The 18,878-nt window shown below is 35.8% G+C and carries 21 protein-coding genes; 15 read left to right on the top strand and 6 right to left on the bottom strand.

The features are described 5' to 3' along the window. The first annotated feature begins 975 nt into the window (after positions 1–975). Together QF028_RS20100 and QF028_RS20095 are read left to right on the top strand one after the other, a co-directional pair. Positions 976–1,845: a Cof-type HAD-IIB family hydrolase gene (locus tag QF028_RS20100; RefSeq protein ID WP_429468099.1), complete on the top strand. Its 870-nt coding sequence runs from the start codon at positions 976–978 to the stop codon at positions 1,843–1,845. A 233-nt stretch (positions 1,846–2,078) separates the two neighbouring features. Beyond that, positions 2,079–2,870: an enoyl-CoA hydratase gene (locus QF028_RS20095; RefSeq protein ID WP_429468097.1), complete on the top strand. Its 792-nt coding sequence runs from the start codon at positions 2,079–2,081 to the stop codon at positions 2,868–2,870. A gap of 38 nt (positions 2,871–2,908) precedes the next feature. Here the strand turns inward: QF028_RS20095 and QF028_RS20090 are convergent, their stop codons facing one another. After that, on the bottom strand, positions 2,909–3,094 hold the full coding sequence (locus tag QF028_RS20090) for a YhzD family protein (protein WP_098932820.1): 186 nt from the start codon (positions 3,092–3,094) through the stop codon (positions 2,909–2,911). Between the two features lie 122 nt (positions 3,095–3,216). On the opposite strand from QF028_RS20090, the gene QF028_RS20085 reads away from it, so the two are divergent. From QF028_RS20085 to QF028_RS20060, 6 genes are all read left to right on the top strand, one after another. Next, a complete protein-coding gene (locus tag QF028_RS20085) occupies positions 3,217–4,116 on the top strand; it encodes an ABC transporter ATP-binding protein (RefSeq protein ID WP_429468094.1) in 900 nt (299 codons plus the stop codon). Beyond that, positions 4,109–5,362, top strand: coding sequence for an ABC transporter permease (locus QF028_RS20080; RefSeq protein ID WP_429468092.1), 1,254 nt, complete (start codon positions 4,109–4,111; stop codon positions 5,360–5,362). Before QF028_RS20085 ends, QF028_RS20080 begins: the two co-directional genes overlap by 8 nt. Before the next feature lie 123 nt (positions 5,363–5,485). After that, positions 5,486–6,706, top strand: coding sequence for a metallophosphoesterase family protein (locus tag QF028_RS20075; protein WP_429468089.1), 1,221 nt, complete (start codon positions 5,486–5,488; stop codon positions 6,704–6,706). Between the two features lie 18 nt (positions 6,707–6,724). Further along, the gene (locus QF028_RS20070; protein ID WP_429468087.1) at positions 6,725–9,730 is read left to right on the top strand and encodes an AAA family ATPase; all 3,006 of its coding nucleotides are present in this window, start codon (positions 6,725–6,727) and stop codon (positions 9,728–9,730) included. Between the two features lie 50 nt (positions 9,731–9,780). Then, a complete protein-coding gene (gene yhaM, locus QF028_RS20065; RefSeq protein ID WP_168242419.1) occupies positions 9,781–10,725 on the top strand; it encodes a 3'-5' exoribonuclease YhaM in 945 nt (314 codons plus the stop codon). Between the two features lie 114 nt (positions 10,726–10,839). After that, a complete protein-coding gene (locus QF028_RS20060; RefSeq protein WP_088085996.1) occupies positions 10,840–11,052 on the top strand; it encodes a sporulation YhaL family protein in 213 nt (70 codons plus the stop codon). A 45-nt stretch (positions 11,053–11,097) separates the two neighbouring features. Here the strand turns inward: QF028_RS20060 and QF028_RS20055 are convergent, their stop codons facing one another. Then, complete coding sequence (locus QF028_RS20055; RefSeq protein ID WP_214999870.1) at positions 11,098–11,970, bottom strand: peptidylprolyl isomerase; 873 nt, start codon at positions 11,968–11,970, stop codon at positions 11,098–11,100. Positions 11,971–12,179: 209 nt separating this feature from the next. Between QF028_RS20055 and QF028_RS20050 the strand changes: the two genes are divergently transcribed. Both QF028_RS20050 and QF028_RS20045 read left to right on the top strand, forming a co-directional pair. Continuing rightward, entirely contained in the window at positions 12,180–12,266 is an 87-nt protein-coding gene (locus QF028_RS20050) for a YjcZ family sporulation protein (RefSeq protein ID WP_214713368.1), read from the top strand. Between the two features lie 34 nt (positions 12,267–12,300). Continuing rightward, on the top strand, positions 12,301–12,393 hold the full coding sequence (locus tag QF028_RS20045; protein WP_429468083.1) for a YjcZ family sporulation protein: 93 nt from the start codon (positions 12,301–12,303) through the stop codon (positions 12,391–12,393). Positions 12,394–12,488: 95 nt separating this feature from the next. On the opposite strand, the gene QF028_RS20040 is transcribed toward QF028_RS20045, so the two are convergent. Next, positions 12,489–12,668, bottom strand: coding sequence for a hypothetical protein (locus QF028_RS20040; RefSeq protein ID WP_088085999.1), 180 nt, complete (start codon positions 12,666–12,668; stop codon positions 12,489–12,491). A gap of 241 nt (positions 12,669–12,909) precedes the next feature. On the opposite strand from QF028_RS20040, the gene QF028_RS20035 reads away from it, so the two are divergent. Further along, positions 12,910–13,245 carry a DUF1878 family protein gene (locus tag QF028_RS20035; protein WP_214999868.1) on the top strand — a complete coding sequence of 112 codons (336 nt, stop codon included), beginning with the start codon at positions 12,910–12,912 and terminating at the stop codon, positions 13,243–13,245. Between the two features lie 7 nt (positions 13,246–13,252). On the opposite strand, the gene QF028_RS20030 is transcribed toward QF028_RS20035, so the two are convergent. Beyond that, positions 13,253–13,828, bottom strand: coding sequence for an HTH-type transcriptional regulator Hpr (locus tag QF028_RS20030; RefSeq protein WP_168242422.1), 576 nt, complete (start codon positions 13,826–13,828; stop codon positions 13,253–13,255). A gap of 336 nt (positions 13,829–14,164) precedes the next feature. On the opposite strand from QF028_RS20030, the gene QF028_RS20025 reads away from it, so the two are divergent. Then, a complete protein-coding gene (locus QF028_RS20025; protein WP_168242423.1) occupies positions 14,165–14,356 on the top strand; it encodes a hypothetical protein in 192 nt (63 codons plus the stop codon). 57 nt (positions 14,357–14,413) lie between these two features. Here QF028_RS20025 and QF028_RS20020 read toward each other — a convergent pair whose 3' ends face one another. Together QF028_RS20020 and QF028_RS20015 are read right to left on the bottom strand one after the other, a co-directional pair. Then, a complete protein-coding gene (locus QF028_RS20020) occupies positions 14,414–14,941 on the bottom strand; it encodes a tryptophan transporter (protein WP_429468079.1) in 528 nt (175 codons plus the stop codon). 145 nt (positions 14,942–15,086) lie between these two features. Then, positions 15,087–15,506, bottom strand: a complete 420-nt coding sequence (locus QF028_RS20015; RefSeq protein WP_429468076.1) for an HIT family protein — start codon at positions 15,504–15,506, stop codon at positions 15,087–15,089. A 596-nt stretch (positions 15,507–16,102) separates the two neighbouring features. Here QF028_RS20015 and QF028_RS20010 point away from each other — a divergent pair. The 3 genes from QF028_RS20010 (at position 16,103) to QF028_RS20000 (ending at position 18,871) form a co-directional block, all read left to right on the top strand. After that, entirely contained in the window at positions 16,103–16,843 is a 741-nt protein-coding gene (locus tag QF028_RS20010) for an ABC transporter ATP-binding protein (protein WP_168242426.1), read from the top strand. Next, positions 16,836–18,047: an ABC transporter permease gene (locus QF028_RS20005; protein ID WP_429468073.1), complete on the top strand. Its 1,212-nt coding sequence runs from the start codon at positions 16,836–16,838 to the stop codon at positions 18,045–18,047. Before QF028_RS20010 ends, QF028_RS20005 begins: the two co-directional genes overlap by 8 nt. A gap of 98 nt (positions 18,048–18,145) precedes the next feature. Then, a complete protein-coding gene (locus QF028_RS20000; RefSeq protein WP_168242428.1) occupies positions 18,146–18,871 on the top strand; it encodes an EcsC family protein in 726 nt (241 codons plus the stop codon). Positions 18,872–18,878 lie beyond the last annotated feature (7 nt).

Raw genomic sequence — 18,878 nt, 5'->3', positions numbered from 1 at the left:
ACTAACATTATTTCCTATAGCAAATAATATTCCCCATAACAAAATCGTTAGCATTATTTCGCTTAAATAGTTTTACTAGAAAGTTTGTATTAATTCGTTAATTGAATTAGATTGTTACTGGGCTGTTTTCTTTTGAATAGGACCGATTAAATTTCACAGAATAAATTAACACATAGATAACAATAAGTGCAGCAAACAAATTTAGCACAATCGTCGCTTTGCTCCTGCGGGGTCTCCTCTGCCCCGTACTCCCGCAGGAGTCTTCGCGCCTTCCGCTCCAATTAACGGTGTAGTATTCAATTTAAGCTCTTCAATTCATCTAAAAAATACGCTCTTTTCTAAAAGAATGTTGCTTCTTAAACTCGCTCATAAAAGCTCATTATTCGCTCATAAAACTCTAAAATTCGCTCATTGAAGAAAAAAGACGATTAATATATCATGAATGTTCAAATGTTGAAGTGTAATTTTACACAAAATATCCCTTTTAATTATCTGATCATTGATTTATAACAGTATTATCTTCTAAAACAGCCAAAAAATATTAAGAATAAGTGTGAAATCAATGTTTAAGCCAAAAGAGTTTAGCCAAAAGAATATGAATTTGTGTCTATTGATGAACTTATATCAGAAGATTTAGTTGGGCTAGAAAAAGAATGTTGCAATGCTTTAGGTTAATTTGCCTCCCTGTTGATTGGAGCGGAGGGCACTCGACTCCTGCGAGAGGTCACCGGGAGACCCCGGAGGCGCCAAAGCGCCGAGGGGGCTCCGGACCTCCCCGCGGAAAGCGAGTGCCCGGAGTGGAAATCAACAGGCCAGTTAGCAGGGACAATCAATTAATAATTTCACCCCTACCTAAGGACCATGCTTTGGTCAATATGCCTGCAAGGTAAAGCTTCCGCTTTTCTGTTCTATAAATGCCTAAAAAATCATAAAAGTGATATAAAGGCTAATTCACCAAGAACAGGGGGCAACGTAATGATTTATCGCTTGCTTGCTTTAAATATTGATGGCACACTTCTTCAAACAAATGGAAAAATTCATAAATCAACAAAAGAAGCAATCGAATATGTTCAACAAAAAGGGATCTATGTCACACTCGTTACATCAAGGAGTTTTCCTTCTACAAGGAAAGTAGCGAAGGCCTTAAAAATAAAATCACCATTAATCACTCATCAAGGAGCTTTTATTGCCAGTTCAGAGGACAAACCAATTTATGTGAAAAGGATAAATGAAGATATAACCTACGATACAGTAAGCTTCTTAGAGGCCCTGCCCTGTCAAATTCGTCTAGTCCACGAACAATTTTCATTAGCAAATAAATTAAAGCTAAATAATAATTTGTTGGCTAAAACCGTTTTTACCTCAGGAGATCCAGTCTTCTATTCGCAGCAATTTGTTTCATCACTATCGGAATATTTACATGACCAACCAGTGAGCCCGCCTAAGATTGAAGTATATTTTGAAGAAGAGAGTGACCTTCAAGATGCCAAAAAGGCGCTTAGAAAAATGTTTACAGAGATTGAATTGATTGAGCTTGACTTATTACGGTTAGATATTGTACCCGTGGGTGTTTCAAAGTTATCAGGTTTATCCTACCTAGCGAGCCAACTTGGAATCCATCGAAAAGAAATGGTCTATATCGGTGATGGACTAGATGATATTCCATTGCTTGAAGCCGTAGGTCTAGGAGTATCAATGTGGAATGCCGATTTCGAAGTAAAGAGAGCATCCGATTGGGTTACCAGATCAGAGAATGAACATGGTGTTGCATATATGGTCAAAGAACATTTTAGAAAGCAGCAGCCAATTGAGTTTTTAAGAAGGATGAACATTATTAAAAAATAACCCTTGCAAAGATATCAGTGGCAGAGCCGTTGATATCTTTTTTGGTTTTGAACTATTATCTAAATAATTTTCACTGTATTGATTTAATTTTCAGTGGGTATTCCTTTGCCTTTTTGACTGTGATAAGAAAAAGATTAGGTTATAGAAAATTCACTATATTTTAAAAACTCTTATTTATTTATCCTATCGATTCCCTATATAATGGAATTGACAAGAGGATGGGAGGGTTTGGCATGTCGATAAATTTTATTACCGATAAGGTGAATGTGAAGATTGCTGGCCGTGTTGCAACATTAGAAATGAATAGACCCGAAGCTTTAAACGCAATGGACCCAGATATGATTAGGGGGCTTGTCTGCAAGCTTAAAGAAATCAGTGAATCCGATGAAATTGATATTGTTGTAATAACCGGAAAAGGTAGAGCCTTTTCAGCCGGCGGTGATATTAAAACAATGATTTCTAGCATGAATGAAAATGAATTTTATCCAGTCATGGATAGCATTAGCGAGCTTATTATTACTCTTTATAGTATGCCAAAATTAACGATTAGCGCTGTATCAGGGGCAGCAGCAGGCTTGGGATTCAGCCTAGCATTAGCTACAGACCATATCATTGCCGAAAAGACTAGTAAGTTTGCAATGAATTTTATCGGAATTGGTTTGATTCCTGATGGAGGTGCCCATTTCTTTTTAGAGAAAAAATTAGGAGAAGCAAAAGCGAAACACGTAATCTGGGACGGTAAAATGATGAATGCTGCTGAGGCATTAGAGTTGGGGTTAATTGAAGAGGTAGCCACTGGAACGCTTCAGGAGACATTAGATGCTAGAATCGCAGATTGGTTAAGCAAACCGGTTCAAGCAATGATAAAAACAAAAAAAATATTGGCAGACATGAATCGTCCATATTTACTAAAAATATTAGAATTAGAAAAACTCTCCCAACAAAAAATGCGTGAAACGATTGACCACCAAGAAGGAATTCGAGCATTTATTGAAAAAAGGCCACCTAGATTTATAGGAAAGTAAACAAAGAAGCCACCCGGCTTCTTTGTTTTTTAGCCTTTTTAAGAATGAAACAGTAATAACTTTCCACTTGGCGAGGTGCAGCGATGTGTACGTTCTAATAAGTTTTTTTCAGTTAACATCTTTTCGGCTAATTCTTTTGCAGCCTCATCATGTTCAGCCTGAATAGATTCGTCTAAAATCTTTTCTCCATTGGTTTCAAATGCTGTTAATTTATAAGTCTTCATTCCACCAACCCCTTAATAAACTAGTGATACTTAATATTTTCACATAATTAAAAAAAAAGCGCAAAAAGAAAGTGAAACCATATTGTGTAATATTCGTAATTAAATGGAGAGGAGTGTGTGAAATGGGTCTGATACTTGAACATGTCACGAAAAGGTTTGGAGATTTTGCTGCAGTTGACGATTTATCTTTAGAAATACCCGAGAAAGAAATGTTTGGCTTTTTAGGGGCAAATGGAGCAGGAAAAACAACGACATTCCGTATGATCTTAGGTCTACTCGATTCGAGCGGTGGAAAGATTACATGGGACGGGAAGCCGATTAATTATTCTTCGAGTCACTTAGTCGGTTATCTTCCGGAGGAGCGAGGCATGTATCCAAAACTAAAAGTCCGTGACCAAATTGTCTATTTAGCAAGATTAAGAGGGATGCAAAAGACGGAGGCACTTACAGAATTAAGGTCATGGCTTGAGCGATTTAAAATTCAAGAGTATGAGAATAAAAAAGTCGAAGAACTTTCCAAGGGGAACCAACAGAAAATTCAATTCATTGCGGCTGTTGTACATAAACCGAAATTATTAATTCTTGATGAGCCATTTAGCGGGCTTGACCCGGTAAATGTGGAAATGTTGAAGGAATCAGTTTTATCCTTAAAAGAAAGTGGAGCAACCATCGTGTTTTCGAGTCACCGGATGGAACATGTAGAAGAAATGTGTGAGCATCTTTGCATTTTACACAAAGGAAGTCCAGTGGTCCATGGTTCATTAAAAGAAATAAAGCGGTCGTTTGGTAAAAAGAACTTGGTTATTCATGCTGACTTTTCGTTAGATTCCTTAAAAAGTTATCCTGGTGTTGTTAAGTCAAAACCTACTATGGAAGGAATTCATCTACAAATTGAAGGAGAGGACATAGCCGAAAAAATTCTTAAAGAGATAGTAAATCAAGGGCTTATTCGGAAATTTGCTCTTGAAGAGCCTTCCTTAAATGATATTTTTATTGAGAAAGTAGGTGACTCTTATGAATAGTTTTTGGATTATCTTATTCCATACTTATATAAACAAATTAAAAACAAAATCTTTTATCATCACAACCCTTTTAACGGTTGTAATCGTCTTAGTCTTAACTAACTTATCAAATATCATTGATATATTTGATAAAAATGATGGGAAAGAAATGGTTGTTGTTTTAGATGAAACAGGACAATTATACAAACCATTGGAAAAACAAGTTAGATCAATTAATAAAAATATTAAACTGTCTCTTTACGAGGGCAGTGAAGCTGAAGCTGAAAAAGCGGTAGAAAAGGGAGATTATCAAGGAATTCTTCTGCTCAGTTTCAATGATGAAAAACTGCCAGAAGCACAATTTAAAGCCATGAGTATTGCTGATTCAGCCTTGTTTACTGATCTTCAAACGAGCCTCCAGCAATTAAAAACAATGCTCGCAGCTTCTCATATCCATCTGACACCCGTCCAGCTTCAAAAGCTTTATGAACCTGTTTCTTTTGAGAAAATTGCCCTTGAGAAGAACGCAAAAACAGAGGAGGAATTAAATCAAGCAAGGGGTCTTGTCTACGTCCTGCTATTTATCATTTATTTTTCAGTAATTATGTATGCAAATATGATTGCGATGGAAGTTGCGACAGAAAAATCTTCAAGGGTAATGGAAATCTTAATATCAAGTGTCTCACCGATTAAGCAAATGTTTGCAAAAATAATCGGAATAGGTCTTTTAAGCCTGACACAACTTGCTGTATTCCTGTTTGTAGGCTATTTCTCGTTTAAACAAAATATGGAATCCTTAAAAGAAGGTTTTTTTGGTGTATATGGTTTTGGTGATATCCCTGGAGATACGATCGTGTACGCGGTCATTTTCTTTATTCTAGGCTATTTTCTTTATGCAACACTTGCAGCATTTCTCGGGTCACTTGTCAGCAGAATTGAAGATGTTCAACAAATGATTACGCCAATGACCATGCTCGTTGTTGCTGGATTTATGATTGCTATGTTTGGCCTGGGAAAGCCTGATGCACCGTTTATCACGATAACATCTTATATACCGTTCTTTACACCAATGATCATGTTTCTACGTGTTGGAATGTTGACAATTCCTGTCTGGGAGGCTCTATTAGGAATAGCTATCCTTGTAACAACTATTATTTTCTTAGCGATATTTGGGGCTCACGTATATCGTGGCGGCGTCTTAATGTATGGACAGTCAAACTCCTTTAAAGATATTAAAAAAGCATTACAGTTAACTAAGAAAGAATAAAGGTGAACTTGAGCTTTTACCCCTGGTAGAAGCTCTTTATTTTTTCATCCTACTATTAACAAGAACGTGCATTCGTATTTCAGAGGTGCTACAATGGAGAAAAGATGAGGAAAGGAATTTTTTATGAAAAAGATAACGTTTATTCATGCAGCTGATCTGCATTTGGACAGCCCGATGGTTGGATTAAAGTATTTGCCTCATAATATCTTTTTACGAGTGAAAGAAAGTACGTTTACAGCCTTAAAAAAGGTTACGGCAGCTGCGATTTACCATCAGGTGGACTTCGTTATATTAGCAGGCGATTTGTTCGATGGTGAGGACCGCAGCTTGCGGGCACAATCCCGGTTTCGGACCGAGATGCTTAAGCTTGCAGAAAAAGAAATTCCTGTTTATATCGTCCATGGTAATCATGATCATTTAAACGGGTCCTGGGTTCACCTCGACATGCCACCAAATGTACATGTTTTTACTAATGAGGTAGGAACCAAAGTTTTACATACAAAGAGCGGAGAAATCATCCATCTATATGGCTTTAGTTATCCGACGAGACATGTCTATGATAGAAGAATAGATGATTATATAAAGAAAGAAAAAGCCGACTTCCATATCGGAATTCTTCATGGAAATGAGAGTTCTGGGGTTGAGCATGATAACTATGCTCCATTTACAGTTAGTGATTTGCTTCGAAAAGATTTTGATTATTGGGCATTGGGCCATATCCATAAAAGAACGATCCTATCTGATAAACCGCCGATCATTTATCCAGGCAATATCCAAGGTAGAAATAAGAAAGAAACAGGGGTAAAAGGAATTTATCATGTATCGTTAACCGAACTTGATCTGAAAATGACCTTTTTAGAAACAGCTGATATTATTTGGGAAGAAGCAGTGGTTGATGGATCTTCAGCCAGAAGTTTTCAGGAGCTGTTACAATTATGCCAGACTCAAATCAATAGTGTACGGAAGGAACAGAAGGGGACGCTATTATCTCTTGTTTTGAAAAATATTCAATTAGACGATGAACGGGAAAAAAGAAGCGTCGATGCCGAACTTTTAGAGCTTCTCTTAGAGGATGAAAAAGATGAGGAATCATTTGTTTGGGTTGTCGACTTAACCATCACAGTTAGTCAGCAAATAGATAAAGAACAAATGAAAAGGGACGCTAATTTTTATGCAGAGCTCTTTGAAACCATTGACCATTATGACGATGTGGAGCATGCTTTGGCTCCATTGTACGAACACCATTTAGGGAGAAAATATTTAGCTCAGTTTACGGCTGCAGAGCAAAAAGAACTAGTAGGAAAAGCAGAGAAGTTGCTTATACAATTACTTTATCAAGCTTAGGGAAGGTGTGAGGAAGATTTGAAAATCCTTGAACTACACATATACGGGTATGGCCAATTAGAGAATGTCCAAATTACCAACCTTCACGATTTTCAAGTTTTCTATGGAGAAAATGAAGCTGGTAAGTCCACAATTATGGCCTTTATCCATGGCATCCTATTCGGTTTTCCTACAAAACAACAATCATTAGTGCCCCGATATGAGCCAAAACATAGTACCAAATACGGCGGAAAAATTAGAATTTATCATGAAAGTCACGGCGGGGCTGTGATTGAACGTGTTAAAGGAAAAGCTGCCGGCGATGTCAAGGTCGCTTTGGACAATGGTAGGATGGGCGGCGAGGAACTACTTAAAGAATTAACTGGAAACTTTGATAAAAGCTTATTTCAAGCTATTTTTTCTTTTAATTTGCATGGTTTGCAAAATATCCACCAAATGAAAAGTGAAGAGATAGGGAAATTCCTATTTTCCGCTGGAACATTAGGAACTGAAAGGTTGTCAAAAACAGAAGGTTTCCTGCAAAAAGAGTTAGACGCGCGCTTTAAGCCTTCAGGAAAGAAACCTTTATTAAATGAAAAGTTACAAGCACTTCATGAAATCAATGAAGAATTGAAAATAGCAGAAGCAAAAAATAAAAATTATTCTAATTTAGTAGAAAAGAAAGAGATGCTCCAGGAAGAACTAACCGGAATAAACGGGTCTATACAGGAGCTTGGGGCAATGATTGAAAAGCTAAATGAATGGAAAAGGATCGAATCCACTGTCAAGGATGAAAAGTGGACATCGAAGGAGCTAAAGGAACTAGGAGAGATTGGGTTTCCGGCACGTGGTATTGAACGGGCCGAAAACATAAATCAACTCATCCATCCTTATCGTGCGGAGATTAACAGTATGACCGAAAGAATTGGAATTTTGAAAAAAGAAATAGCGATGATTCAGCCAGACCATTCTTTTCTAAAAAATGAGCCGGATCTTCTTTCCTTGCTTGACCAAGTCCCGCTCTATGAGCAATTAAAGCAGGAGAAGCTGAAATGCGAAACGAAACTTTTAGCTATTGAAGAAGAGCTTTCTATAACTAAAGAAAAGCTTCATTTAAATTTAAATGAGGAAAATATCCTTTCTATTAATACAAATATTTATATGAAAAACCAAGTTGATGTAGTTTCTCGGAAAGTTCAAAGGCTAGAAGAAGTAAAGGAAGAATTAGAAAATCAATATCAAGAAGAAAAAGGCAATTTAGAAGAAATAGAAAAAGAGGTCCGACTAGCAGAGAGACATGTTCTAACTGTACAGGAACGATTGCGGCTTGAAGAGAAGTTAACTTCGGGAAATGATAAGAAGAGCATAGAAGGAGAATTAAGGGCCTTACAAGACAAAATAGAATTCTATCAACAGATAAATGAACGAGATAAAGCTACTTCAGCAAAGCAAGATAAGCAGAAGAAACTTCAGTTTTATCTTTTTGAGTTTATTCTAGCTGCAGTAACATTTTATGGCTTGCTATCAAAGCAATGGTTTTTAGTTACTTTAGGTTTACTAGGGTGTAGTTTAATAGCCATTTTTATGACTAAAACGAAGAAGCAATCGAAGGAAGTAGACTTAAATCAAACATTAAACGGTTTACGAGAAAAGGAAAAAGAGTTAACGAAAATACTCCACTCAGCTGAATATATCGAAATAACAAATCTTGAGGAGCAGTTAGAGCTTGATAACCAGAGGAAAGAAGAACTGCAAATAGTAAAAATGAAGTTAAAGCAGCAGCAAGCTCAATATGAAAAGGTCATTGCAAAATTTGAACAATGGGAATTGGAGTCAGCTCAAAATAAAGAAAAGCTGTTATCCATTAGCAATGAATTAAGGATTCCTGAATATATTGCTAATTCCTTTCTACTAGAAGCATTTGAACTAATTGAACACTATAAGTTGATTTATAGAGAGAAAAAACAATTACATTCAAGAATTGAGCAAATAAATCAGCAGCAGGAAAAAATAATAAAGAGTCTCCATCATTTTGAGAAGCTTTATTTAAATGAAAAAGGTTTAGATTTGTATAATGCTGCCTATGTATTGCGAAACAAGTTGAAAGAAGAACATGGCAAGCTAATAACGAGTCAAGAGAGACTAGGTAAGCTTACGGACCTTGAAGCTGATTTAAGGCAAAAGTCTCAGGAGTTGACTCATCTGCAATCAGAATATAAAAAACTTATTTCTTCTGCACAGGTGGAAACAGAGCAACAATTTTATGAACTTGGAGCAAAGGCAGAAAAGAAAGTAAAGCTGACTGAAAGATTAGAATCACTGCAGAGCCAACTACAATATTCGATTCTCTCTGAACAGGAACGGGAAAACTTCCTCCAAATGCGACCTAGTGATGAATTACTGACTGAATGTAATGAGGAGGTCCAATTACTACAAGCAAAATTAAAAAAAGTTCTGGAAGAACAAGCTTCCATTAGGTATGAAATTCAAGTCCTAGAAGAGGGAGGCATTTATTCAGATATTCTCCATCACTACAAGCAGAAAAAATTTGAATTGGAAGATGCAGCGAAAGAGTGGTCCGTCTATTGTTTAGCACAAGAGATCCTCTCAGATACGATTGAAAAGTATAAAAATATTCATTTACCAATGATGCTCTCCAAAGCAGAGGAATATTTATTGTTTCTCACTGATGGCAACTATCATAGGATTCACTTACAGGACACAGGATCGGGTTTTTTAGTTGAGCGTAAGGATCGAACTATATTTGAAGCAAATGAACTAAGCCAAGCTACAACCGAACAATTATACGTAGCCATAAGACTTGCTTTTGCAGTTACGTTATATGAGAAACATCTGCTCCCAATTATAATTGATGATAGTTTTGTAAATTTTGATGCAAATAGAACAGAAAAAGTGATAGAACTACTAAAAGGGCTGGAGCGAAATCAACTATTATTTTTCACTTGTCATAAACATTTGCTTACACATTTCCCAAGGGAAAATGTTCTTTTTTTAGAAAAAGGTGCTGTTCAGATAATTTCATAGAGTGATAATTGGATATGTTATACTCTTACTAGTAGAAAGGACGTGAAATTATGGGTAAAGGAATATTAAAGCATGAAGTAGGGGAACAGGTGGAACTTTTTTTATTAATAAAAAGTTCTACTAAAGGAATTGCAAGTAATGGCAAACCTTTTTTAACACTAATTCTCCAAGACAAAAGCGGGGAAATAGAAGCAAAGCTATGGGATGTTAATGAAGAGGATGGAAAGAGTTATGCACCACAAAGTATTGTAAAAATACAAGGTGATGTGCATAGTTATCGAGGGAAAAGTCAACTTAAAATCCGACAAATTCGCCGTACTGGGCCGTCAGATGGCGTAAAATTGGATGACTTCTTAGAGACCGCTCCACTAAGCCAAGAAGAAATGTCAGGCAAACTTACTCAGTATATTTTTGAAATGAAAAATCCTAATATCCAAAGAATTACTCGGCATTTAATTAAGAAGCATCAGGAGGCTTTTTTAGAGTTTCCAGCAGCAACTAAAAATCATCATGAGTTTGTGTCAGGACTTGCATATCATGTTGTCAGTATGCTTGATCTGGCCAAATCAATTGCCATGCTTTATCCAAGCCTTGACAAGGATTTACTCTATGCAGGGGTTATTTTACATGATATGGGTAAAGTATTGGAACTTTCCGGTCCCATTTCGACGGTCTACACAATTGAAGGGAATCTGCTTGGGCATATTACGATTATGATTAATGAAATAGGCAAAGCAGCTGAAGAACTCGGTATTTCTGGGGAAGAAGTCCTTATTCTCCAACATCTTGTTCTAAGTCATCATGGAAAAGCAGAATGGGGCAGTCCAAAACCGCCAATGATTAAAGAAGCTGAGATTTTACATTATATCGATAATCTTGATGCAAAAATGAATATGCTTGACCGTGCATTAGAAAGAGTGAAGCCAGGTGAATTTACCGAGCGAATTTTCGCCTTGGATAATCGTTCCTTTTATAAGCCAGTTTTTCATAAATAAAATAACCCTCTTTTGGGTTATTTTTTTTGCTTTAAAAGGTAATATGAATAATTTCATTTTAAGGGAATATCATTTAGTAAAGGTGGACAACCACTAAGAAAGGAGCAAGAAAAATTGACTATTCCTATTTGGGTATATGCTGTCGTGGTTGGTATTGTAGTGAGTGCACTAATGGCACTGAAAACAGGAAGAGAAGAGCGACTAATGGAAATGGAAAACATTGAGCAGGAAGGCGAAATCTATATGAAACGCCTGGAGAGAGAAAAGGAATTGAAGGAAGAACTTAAAGAAGAACTTAAAGAAGAACTTAAGGCAACTGGTGAATAAGAAAAGCGGAAGCGCCCATAGGAGGCGTTCCGCTTTTTTCATTTCTTATTGTGCAGCAGTTGCTGCTCCTGCTTGTGGTTTAAGTGCATCTTTTAAGTCTTTATCACTAACCTTTACATCTGCAGCTTTAAGTTCACGTTCCATAGCTTTATTAATTTCTTCAGTGGTTAATTTAGAAGATTTTACTTGTGTTTCAATTTCGTCCTTCATTTCTGCGTATGGTTTTTTCTCTTTTTTGTCAGTTAATTGGATAATATGATAACCAAATTGTGATTTTACTGGAGCACTAATTTCATTGACTTTTAAAGCATATGCAGCTTTTTCGAAGTCAGGATCCATCTTTCCAGTTCCAAACCAGCCTAAGTCCCCGCCGTTTGCTTTAGAACCTTCATCTGTTGAATACTGTTTTGCCATATCTTCAAATTTTGCTCCACCATCAAGTTTTTTCTTCACTTCATTTGCTGTTTTTTCATCAGCAACAAGGATATGACGAGCCTTTATTTCAGGTTGATAAGTAGCGTAGTAATCCTTTAATTCCTTTTCAGTTACCTTAACGCCTTTCATCGCAGCTTTTTCCTGCATCATGCCGAGCTTCATCGTTTTCTTCAAGTCATCTTCGCTTTTATAACCATATTGTGCAAGCGTAGATTCAAAATTTGCACCAAGATCTGTTTTTAATTGGTCGATTTTCGCATTTAATTCCTTATCAGTAACCTTGTATTTCTTAGATAGAACTTTTTCATATACAAGCTGCTGAAGGGCTTGGTCCCCGTATTTATCCTTCATTGTATTGTAAAGTTCTTCTTGCGTAACATTACCAACTTTGCTCTCTGCCACTGTATCAGATCCGCTTTGATTACATGCAGTTAATGCAAGTACTCCACCAGCCAATGAAAGGGCTAATAACCATTTTTTCATGATGAAATCTCTCCTAAACAGTAAATTCTTGTCCACAAACTCTACTATAACATAAATGGGAACTACTGCAAAAATTATAACGATGTTTATTTTTTGAAATTTATAAAAAAGGCAACCTAAAAATCATTTCAAAAAAAGTGGGAAGTGCCTAAACGAAATGAATACGGTTTGAATAGTATATCGTAGTAAATGAAAAAGGAGGTATTACGATGAGCCATGGATATGGAGCTGGATTTGCTTTAATTGTAGTACTTTTCATACTATTAATTATTGTCGGGGCTTCTTGGATTTGGTAAGACCAAATTAACATTTATGAATGGAGGTAAATATATGTCTGGTGGAGCAGGTTACGGTGGAGGATTTGCCTTAGTGGTTGTCCTATTCATTTTATTAATTATCATTGGAGCTTCTTGGGTTCATTAATAAAAGTATCAAACTAAAAGCGATGAGAAATGCTCTCATCGCTTCTATTTTTAATGAATACAAATCCCTTCGTTCGCTAAAGTGTTCTAATTGGATTATGTATATAAAATTTCCAAATATGAAGAGATCAGAAGAATCGTAATTAGGATATTAATGGTACGGAATACCTTATGTTGGTTTTCTTCAGGAATTTCTTTTTGGATACAGAGTGAATTGGTCATTTTATTTACATAAAACAAGATAAAAATAGCGAAGACAATAAAAATGGAGATCATCAATGATTCCCTCCCTGATGTACGTGTTATGATTAATACAATATCAAAAATCACCTGAAAAAGATAGTCAAAAAGAATGGAAGAATGTTAGGCTCTTAATGGATGCATTAACCATTTATGTTCGTCGGGAACTACTAATTAAAAATATTACCCGATATTATTAAAAATGGTTTACCCAATGTTTTAAAAGGTTAATAATAAACATATAAAAATGTTAAAGTTCTGAAAAGAGGGCAATAGGATGAATGAACATGAATTACTGGAAAGAATAAACTTGCTTGAATTTCATCAAAAGCTATTATTAAAATTGCTTAATGATCCAAAGCTTGAATTATATAAACTAATAATTGAAAATGGGATTACCGAACAGGAAATAGAGAAGTTTTATTCTTTATGTGACAAAATGAACCTAAAAATGGAAGAACAAAAAGCGGAGGGGTATGTGTACTTCCATCCGCTTTTTCATGAATTATCTGTATCATTACCGTCTACACTAAATATAAGAGAAGTAATTAACGCGTGTTTAACGCAAAAGCTTTACCTACCCCTTTTTCAAGAGATGGTAAAGTACTTATAATCCAATATTAAACGAGTTCTTGTTCAGTATTTTTTGATTTTTTTAGCTTCCCATCTTCTTCAACGAACCTACTTTCAATATTATGAAATGAACGTTCAAAGATTTCCATGAAATCTTCCCCATAAATGTTACGGACGATCGCCATCATTTCAACAATCTCTGGAAACTTGCCGTATAAGTCACGAAGCGGCAAAGCACCAGAAAATACAGCATTGCCATTTGGCTCATAGGTTTCCATTAGTTGAAGTAAAATCTCTTCACCCTTTTCAGTAAGCTGGATATAAGTATTACGTTTGTCATTTTCCTTTTTTGAAAATTGAAGCAAACCTCGTTCTTCTAACTTTTTCGAAAAGTTAAATGCTGTTGAAACATGCATAACCCCGAACTTGGCCACATCCGATATAGAAGCCCCATTTAAATGGTAAGCAATCCATAGAATATGATGTTCATTAATATTTAAATCAAAAGGCTTTATCCATTGCTGCCAATCTTTCTCAATCGATTTCCACAAGGCTTTACTTAATTGTGCAACTCTCTGAGTAAAAATCATCGCTTCCTTCATTGAATATTGTTTTTCAGTCATCCCCATTTTCACCCACTTTATATTTCTCTATTTTCATTATGCCAATAAAGTAAAAATTAATAAAGTATAAATTCACAAAATTTTTAAAAAATAGAATAATATCCTATTGAATTTTAAAAAAATATGCTTTTTCTTGAAAAAGAATCATATTTTTTGACAAGATCCACGGAAAAATAGCAACATTTAGAAAATTCACTCTAAAATTTTATTTTAAAGAAAAGTTTCCATTCATCCCTTTTTTTAACTTATAGACCTTGTTCATAGGAATGGACGCCTAAACATATAAATAGTTACAAAATGGTCGAATTTTTGAAACTAAATAGGGGGATAAGATAGATGAAGCTTGCTGCAACCCTTTTTTTTATTTTTGGTGCGATCCTTTTATTGGGAGCAATTAAATATTTTTTAAGATTAACAAGCCCCGGTGTATATCCACCTAAACAAATATTAAAGAAAAGAACATTTGCATTAGCTGGAGGTGGGGGGATTTGTTTGGTAATTGCTGTAATGATCACCTATTTTTTATAGAAAGTATATTAAGAAAAGAACCCCTCTGGGTTCTTTTCTTAAAAAGGATCCCGTTCATTATTTTTGAATGACGGAAGGTGTTGTTAATTTAGTTCGCTTAACAATTGATTGAGCTACTGGATACAAAATAACCATTGTAACGGTATTGAGTGCAATGGCCGGCAAAACACCTGCTGCAAATAGTGCGGTGAAAGACATAGGTAAGCCTACAAGATAGAATGCGGATGTTAAAAAGATTGTCCCTGAAACAGCAGTTCCAACCGCAGTTAAGACGGCAACACTTACAATAGACTTTCGGTATTTTTTTAAGGATAAAAATAAACCGAGGAAGACCAAAGCAGTGATGGGCTTATCAATGATATTAGGAATTTGTCCACCTGGAAATCCAGTCGTTAATGCAGACAATACTCCGGTCACAATGGACAAGAGCAAGACACTCTTTATCTCAGGAATAAGGATTATTCCTAAAAACATCATAGCAAGCATCATGTCAGGTTTAATTCCAAGAAAACTTGGCATTACCGTATGCAAGACCACCCCAATCCCCGCTAATAGTGCTAAAATTACAATGTTCTTCGTATTCATTTCTCTTCTCTCCTCTGCTAGACTAATCTATTTGTTCCTCCTGCAGTGCGCTAGTTGCCTGCAGCGAAAAACCTGCTTTCATTATAACATAATTATATAATAATAATAAAGATATAATTTTCAGACAATTAAAAATACCTTAGTTTTACACTTGATTATTAATATTTGCAGCCATTTCTTCTAACATTTGGAAAGTGTATTCACTTTGATTACTTTCCCATACGGCTCCAAATCCGTCCCCTTTTCCATAACGCGGAAGTAAATGCATATGATAATGAAATACGGATTGACCGGCATGTTCACCATTATTATTTAGCGTATTTAATCCAATCGGTTCAAATTCTTTTTTTAAGGCATTGGCAATGGCAGGGACCACTTCAAAAAGGTTCCTGGCAATTTCTGGAGTTAATTCAAATAAGTTTTCCTTATGTATTTTCGGGATAACTAATGTATGTCCTTTTGTTACCTGTGTAATATCCAAGAAGGCTAATACATGCTCATTCTCAAAAACTTTTGCGGATGGAATTTCTCCATTAACAATTTTACAAAAAATACAATCGCTCATTACATACACGATCCTTTCTAATTGGTTTGTATTATTTTACCATACAAACTCCAAAAAGAAAAAGGCAGGATCCGCATGGAATCCTGCCCTCTCGAAGGGGAATTGCTTCAAAAGATACGTTCAATAGGAGTGTTCTTTGATAAACACCTCATTTTTCATAGAGTGTTTTTTATAAAGAGACATTATTGTTCAAGCTGACCATCCCCTATGTTGTTTTTATATGTTTTCCCAACTTATAAAAACAGGTAGCGATCTGCGGTAAACACCTCATTTAATGTTTATTTTTTTAAGATAAACAGTTACTTGGTGTTACTAGAACTCAAAATGGTTCCTGTGCACTTTGTACAAAACAACCATCCCCTTATCTGAAACGAATTGGAAGCTCACTTATTTGAAATGTAAATTGTCTTTGACAGACACCTCATCTCAAGTTTTGATGAATCGCTTCATCGAAGTAAGTTATTTCCCCTTCGAATATTATGATGTCCGATGTGAAAAGAAATATACAAAAAAAAGATAAAAAATTGAATTTCTATTTTTATCAAGGACAATTTGTTAAAATAATAAAATAATCGTGCTTAGGAAGGACGTTGCAAATGTCTTTATTAATGATCGAAAATCTTGTCGGGGGATATACCCGAAACCCTGTCTTAAAAGATGTTTCCTTTGAAGTAAAGGAAAAAGAAATCGTCGGCCTTATTGGATTAAATGGGGCGGGCAAAAGTACAACCATAAAACACATTATTGGATTAATGGAACCACACCGTGGTGCAGTAAAAATAAATGGACAAACCTTTACAGAAAATAAAGAAGCTTATCGTAAATTGTTTACGTTTGTTCCAGAAACCCCGGTTTTATATGAAGAATTGACCCTTGAGGAGCATTTGAAACTTACGGCAATGGCGTACGGTCTTGATGAGGCCACTTATAAAGAGCGCATTACATCATTGCTGACAGAATTTCGTATGGAAAAGCGTTTAAAGTGGTTTCCTGCCCATTTTTCTAAAGGCATGAAACAAAAGGTAATGATTATGTGTGCATTTTTAATTCAGCCGTCTCTATATATTGTTGATGAACCTTTTGTCGGGCTTGACCCGCTGGGTATTCAATCCCTACTTGATTTGATGAAAAAAATGAAAGATAACGGTGCAGGTATTTTAATGTCCACTCATATTTTGGCCACTGCGGAAAAGTATTGTAATCGATTTGTGATCTTGCATGAAGGAAAAATACGTGCAAAAGGGACGCTTGAGGAGTTGAGGGAGCAATTTTCCATGCCAGCTGCTTCTTTAGATGATTTGTATATTCAATTAACAAAGGAAGAAAATTATGTTTGATGAAAAAAAGCTTTGGAAAGACCGAGCTAGCAGTCGTATTAAAGATTTAGGCAGGTATTTACGCTATATTTTCAATGGGCATCTGGTCGTTGTTTTATTGTTTTTAATTGGAACGGCCTCATTTTATTATCAAAAGTGGATTGAAACCCTTTCAGATGGTTTTCCTGCAGAAATAATTATCGCTGTATTGATTAGTATCTTGTTAACCTATAGTCCTGTTTACAATTTCCTGCTCGAAGCCGATCAGGTGTTTATACTCCCGCTTGAGGATAAATTAAAAGGATATTTTCTTCGTTCAGGAGGAGCGAGTCTTGTTTTTCAAGGGTATCTTCTCCTTATGGTGTTGGCAGTATTGATGCCAATGTATGCCCAAATAAGTAGTAATGGCTTCCGTTCATTTATCCCCTTTCTAGTTATACTTTTGGCCTTAAAGGCTTGGAATTTAGCAACTAGCTGGCGAATCGACTTTTTCGTTCAATCTTCTATCCATAGATGGGACATCTTTGTTCGCTATTTATTAAATGCAACTTTTACATATTTGTTATTTAAACAAGCGAGTATTTTTATCCTATTGCTAATTGTGGTAGTTTGTATTTTTTATTACTTTTACTTTTATGTTCAAACTAAGAAAATGGGCCTTAAATGGGATTTATTAATTAATCAAGAAGAGAAAAGGATGGCGTCCTTCTACCGGCTGGCAAATATGTTTACAGACGTGCCAAAATTAAGGGATACGGTAAAAAGAAGAAAATGGTTAGATATATTCATTAACCGAATTGCCTTTTCCCGAGATAAGACCTATCAATATTTGTTTTCGAGAGCCTTTTTACGGTCATCTGATTATTTAGGACTCTTTATGCGCTTAACAGTAATTGGTGCACTCGCGATTTATTTTCTTTCTTTTGGGATAGGTCAAATTTTACTTGGAATTTTATTCTTATATTTAACGGGTTTTCAGCTTCTTCCACTTTGGAATCATCATCAAAATAAACTATGGGTAGACTTATATCCTGTGGAACAAAAATATAAGACAGGAGCATTTTACTCTTTATTAATGACCATTTTAGCGATCCAAGCAGTCATCTTTTCATTATTTATATTGTTTAAAGGTGAGTTGTTCATATCGTTGCTATCTGTAGGTGCTGGACTTGTTTTTAGCTATGTTTTTGTTTATTTTTACGCTAGTAAACGTTTGAAATCATAATCGGAAATCCCCTTTTAGATCATAGAAGGGGATTTTTTTGAAACTATTGGGCGGAGGACTTCGTATGTATGCATATAATTATTGTGGGGGGGTTGCCAATGAACGAGTATGAATTAAAGGTTTTTGAGGAAGTCGAAGAGTGGAAACGAAAATTAACGAGGCGTTCAGGGATGATGAACCGATTATCGAAAAAAGCTCAAGGGAAAATAAATGAATTAATTCCTGAAAAGGTTCATGAGGTAATGACAGAAAGTATCAAAGCAATGGTAAAAGCAACGTTATTCGGCTCGCAGGTGACAACAAATAAGGATCAGGCATGTGGGTTAACGCTTGCTGAAAGAGATGAATTAGCAGCTAAAAAAATCACTGCCTTTCAAAAGACAGCGATGATTGAAGGTGCGGGGACTGGGGCTGGTGGTATTTTGCTTGGACTTGCTGACTTTCCGTTACTGCTTTCCATTAAGATGAAATTTCTATTTGAAGCAGCATCCATCTATGGGTTTAATACAAAGGAATATGCAGAAAGACTTTTTATCCTTCATGTTTTTCAGCTTGCATTTTCAAGTGAGGACATACGTAAGAGTACACTAGATGAAATTGAAAACTGGGAGAATCGAAAGCGAGTTCTTGTGGAAATGGATTGGCGCAAGTTTCAACAGGAGTATCGGGATTATATCGACTTAGCTAAAATGCTCCAACTAGTCCCGGGCATTGGAGCTTTTGTCGGTGCTTATGCCAATCACAATCTCCTTAAGCATTTAGGAGAAACAGCTATGAATGCCTATCGATTAAGACTACTGCAAAAATCCCCTGACCCAATTTGAGTTCAGG

Source organism: Neobacillus sp. B4I6 (assembly GCF_050434045.1).
In the GTDB taxonomy this organism is placed as follows: Bacteria; Bacillota; Bacilli; order Bacillales; family Cytobacillaceae; genus Neobacillus.
This window is presented reverse-complemented; position numbering and strand designations above follow the sequence as displayed.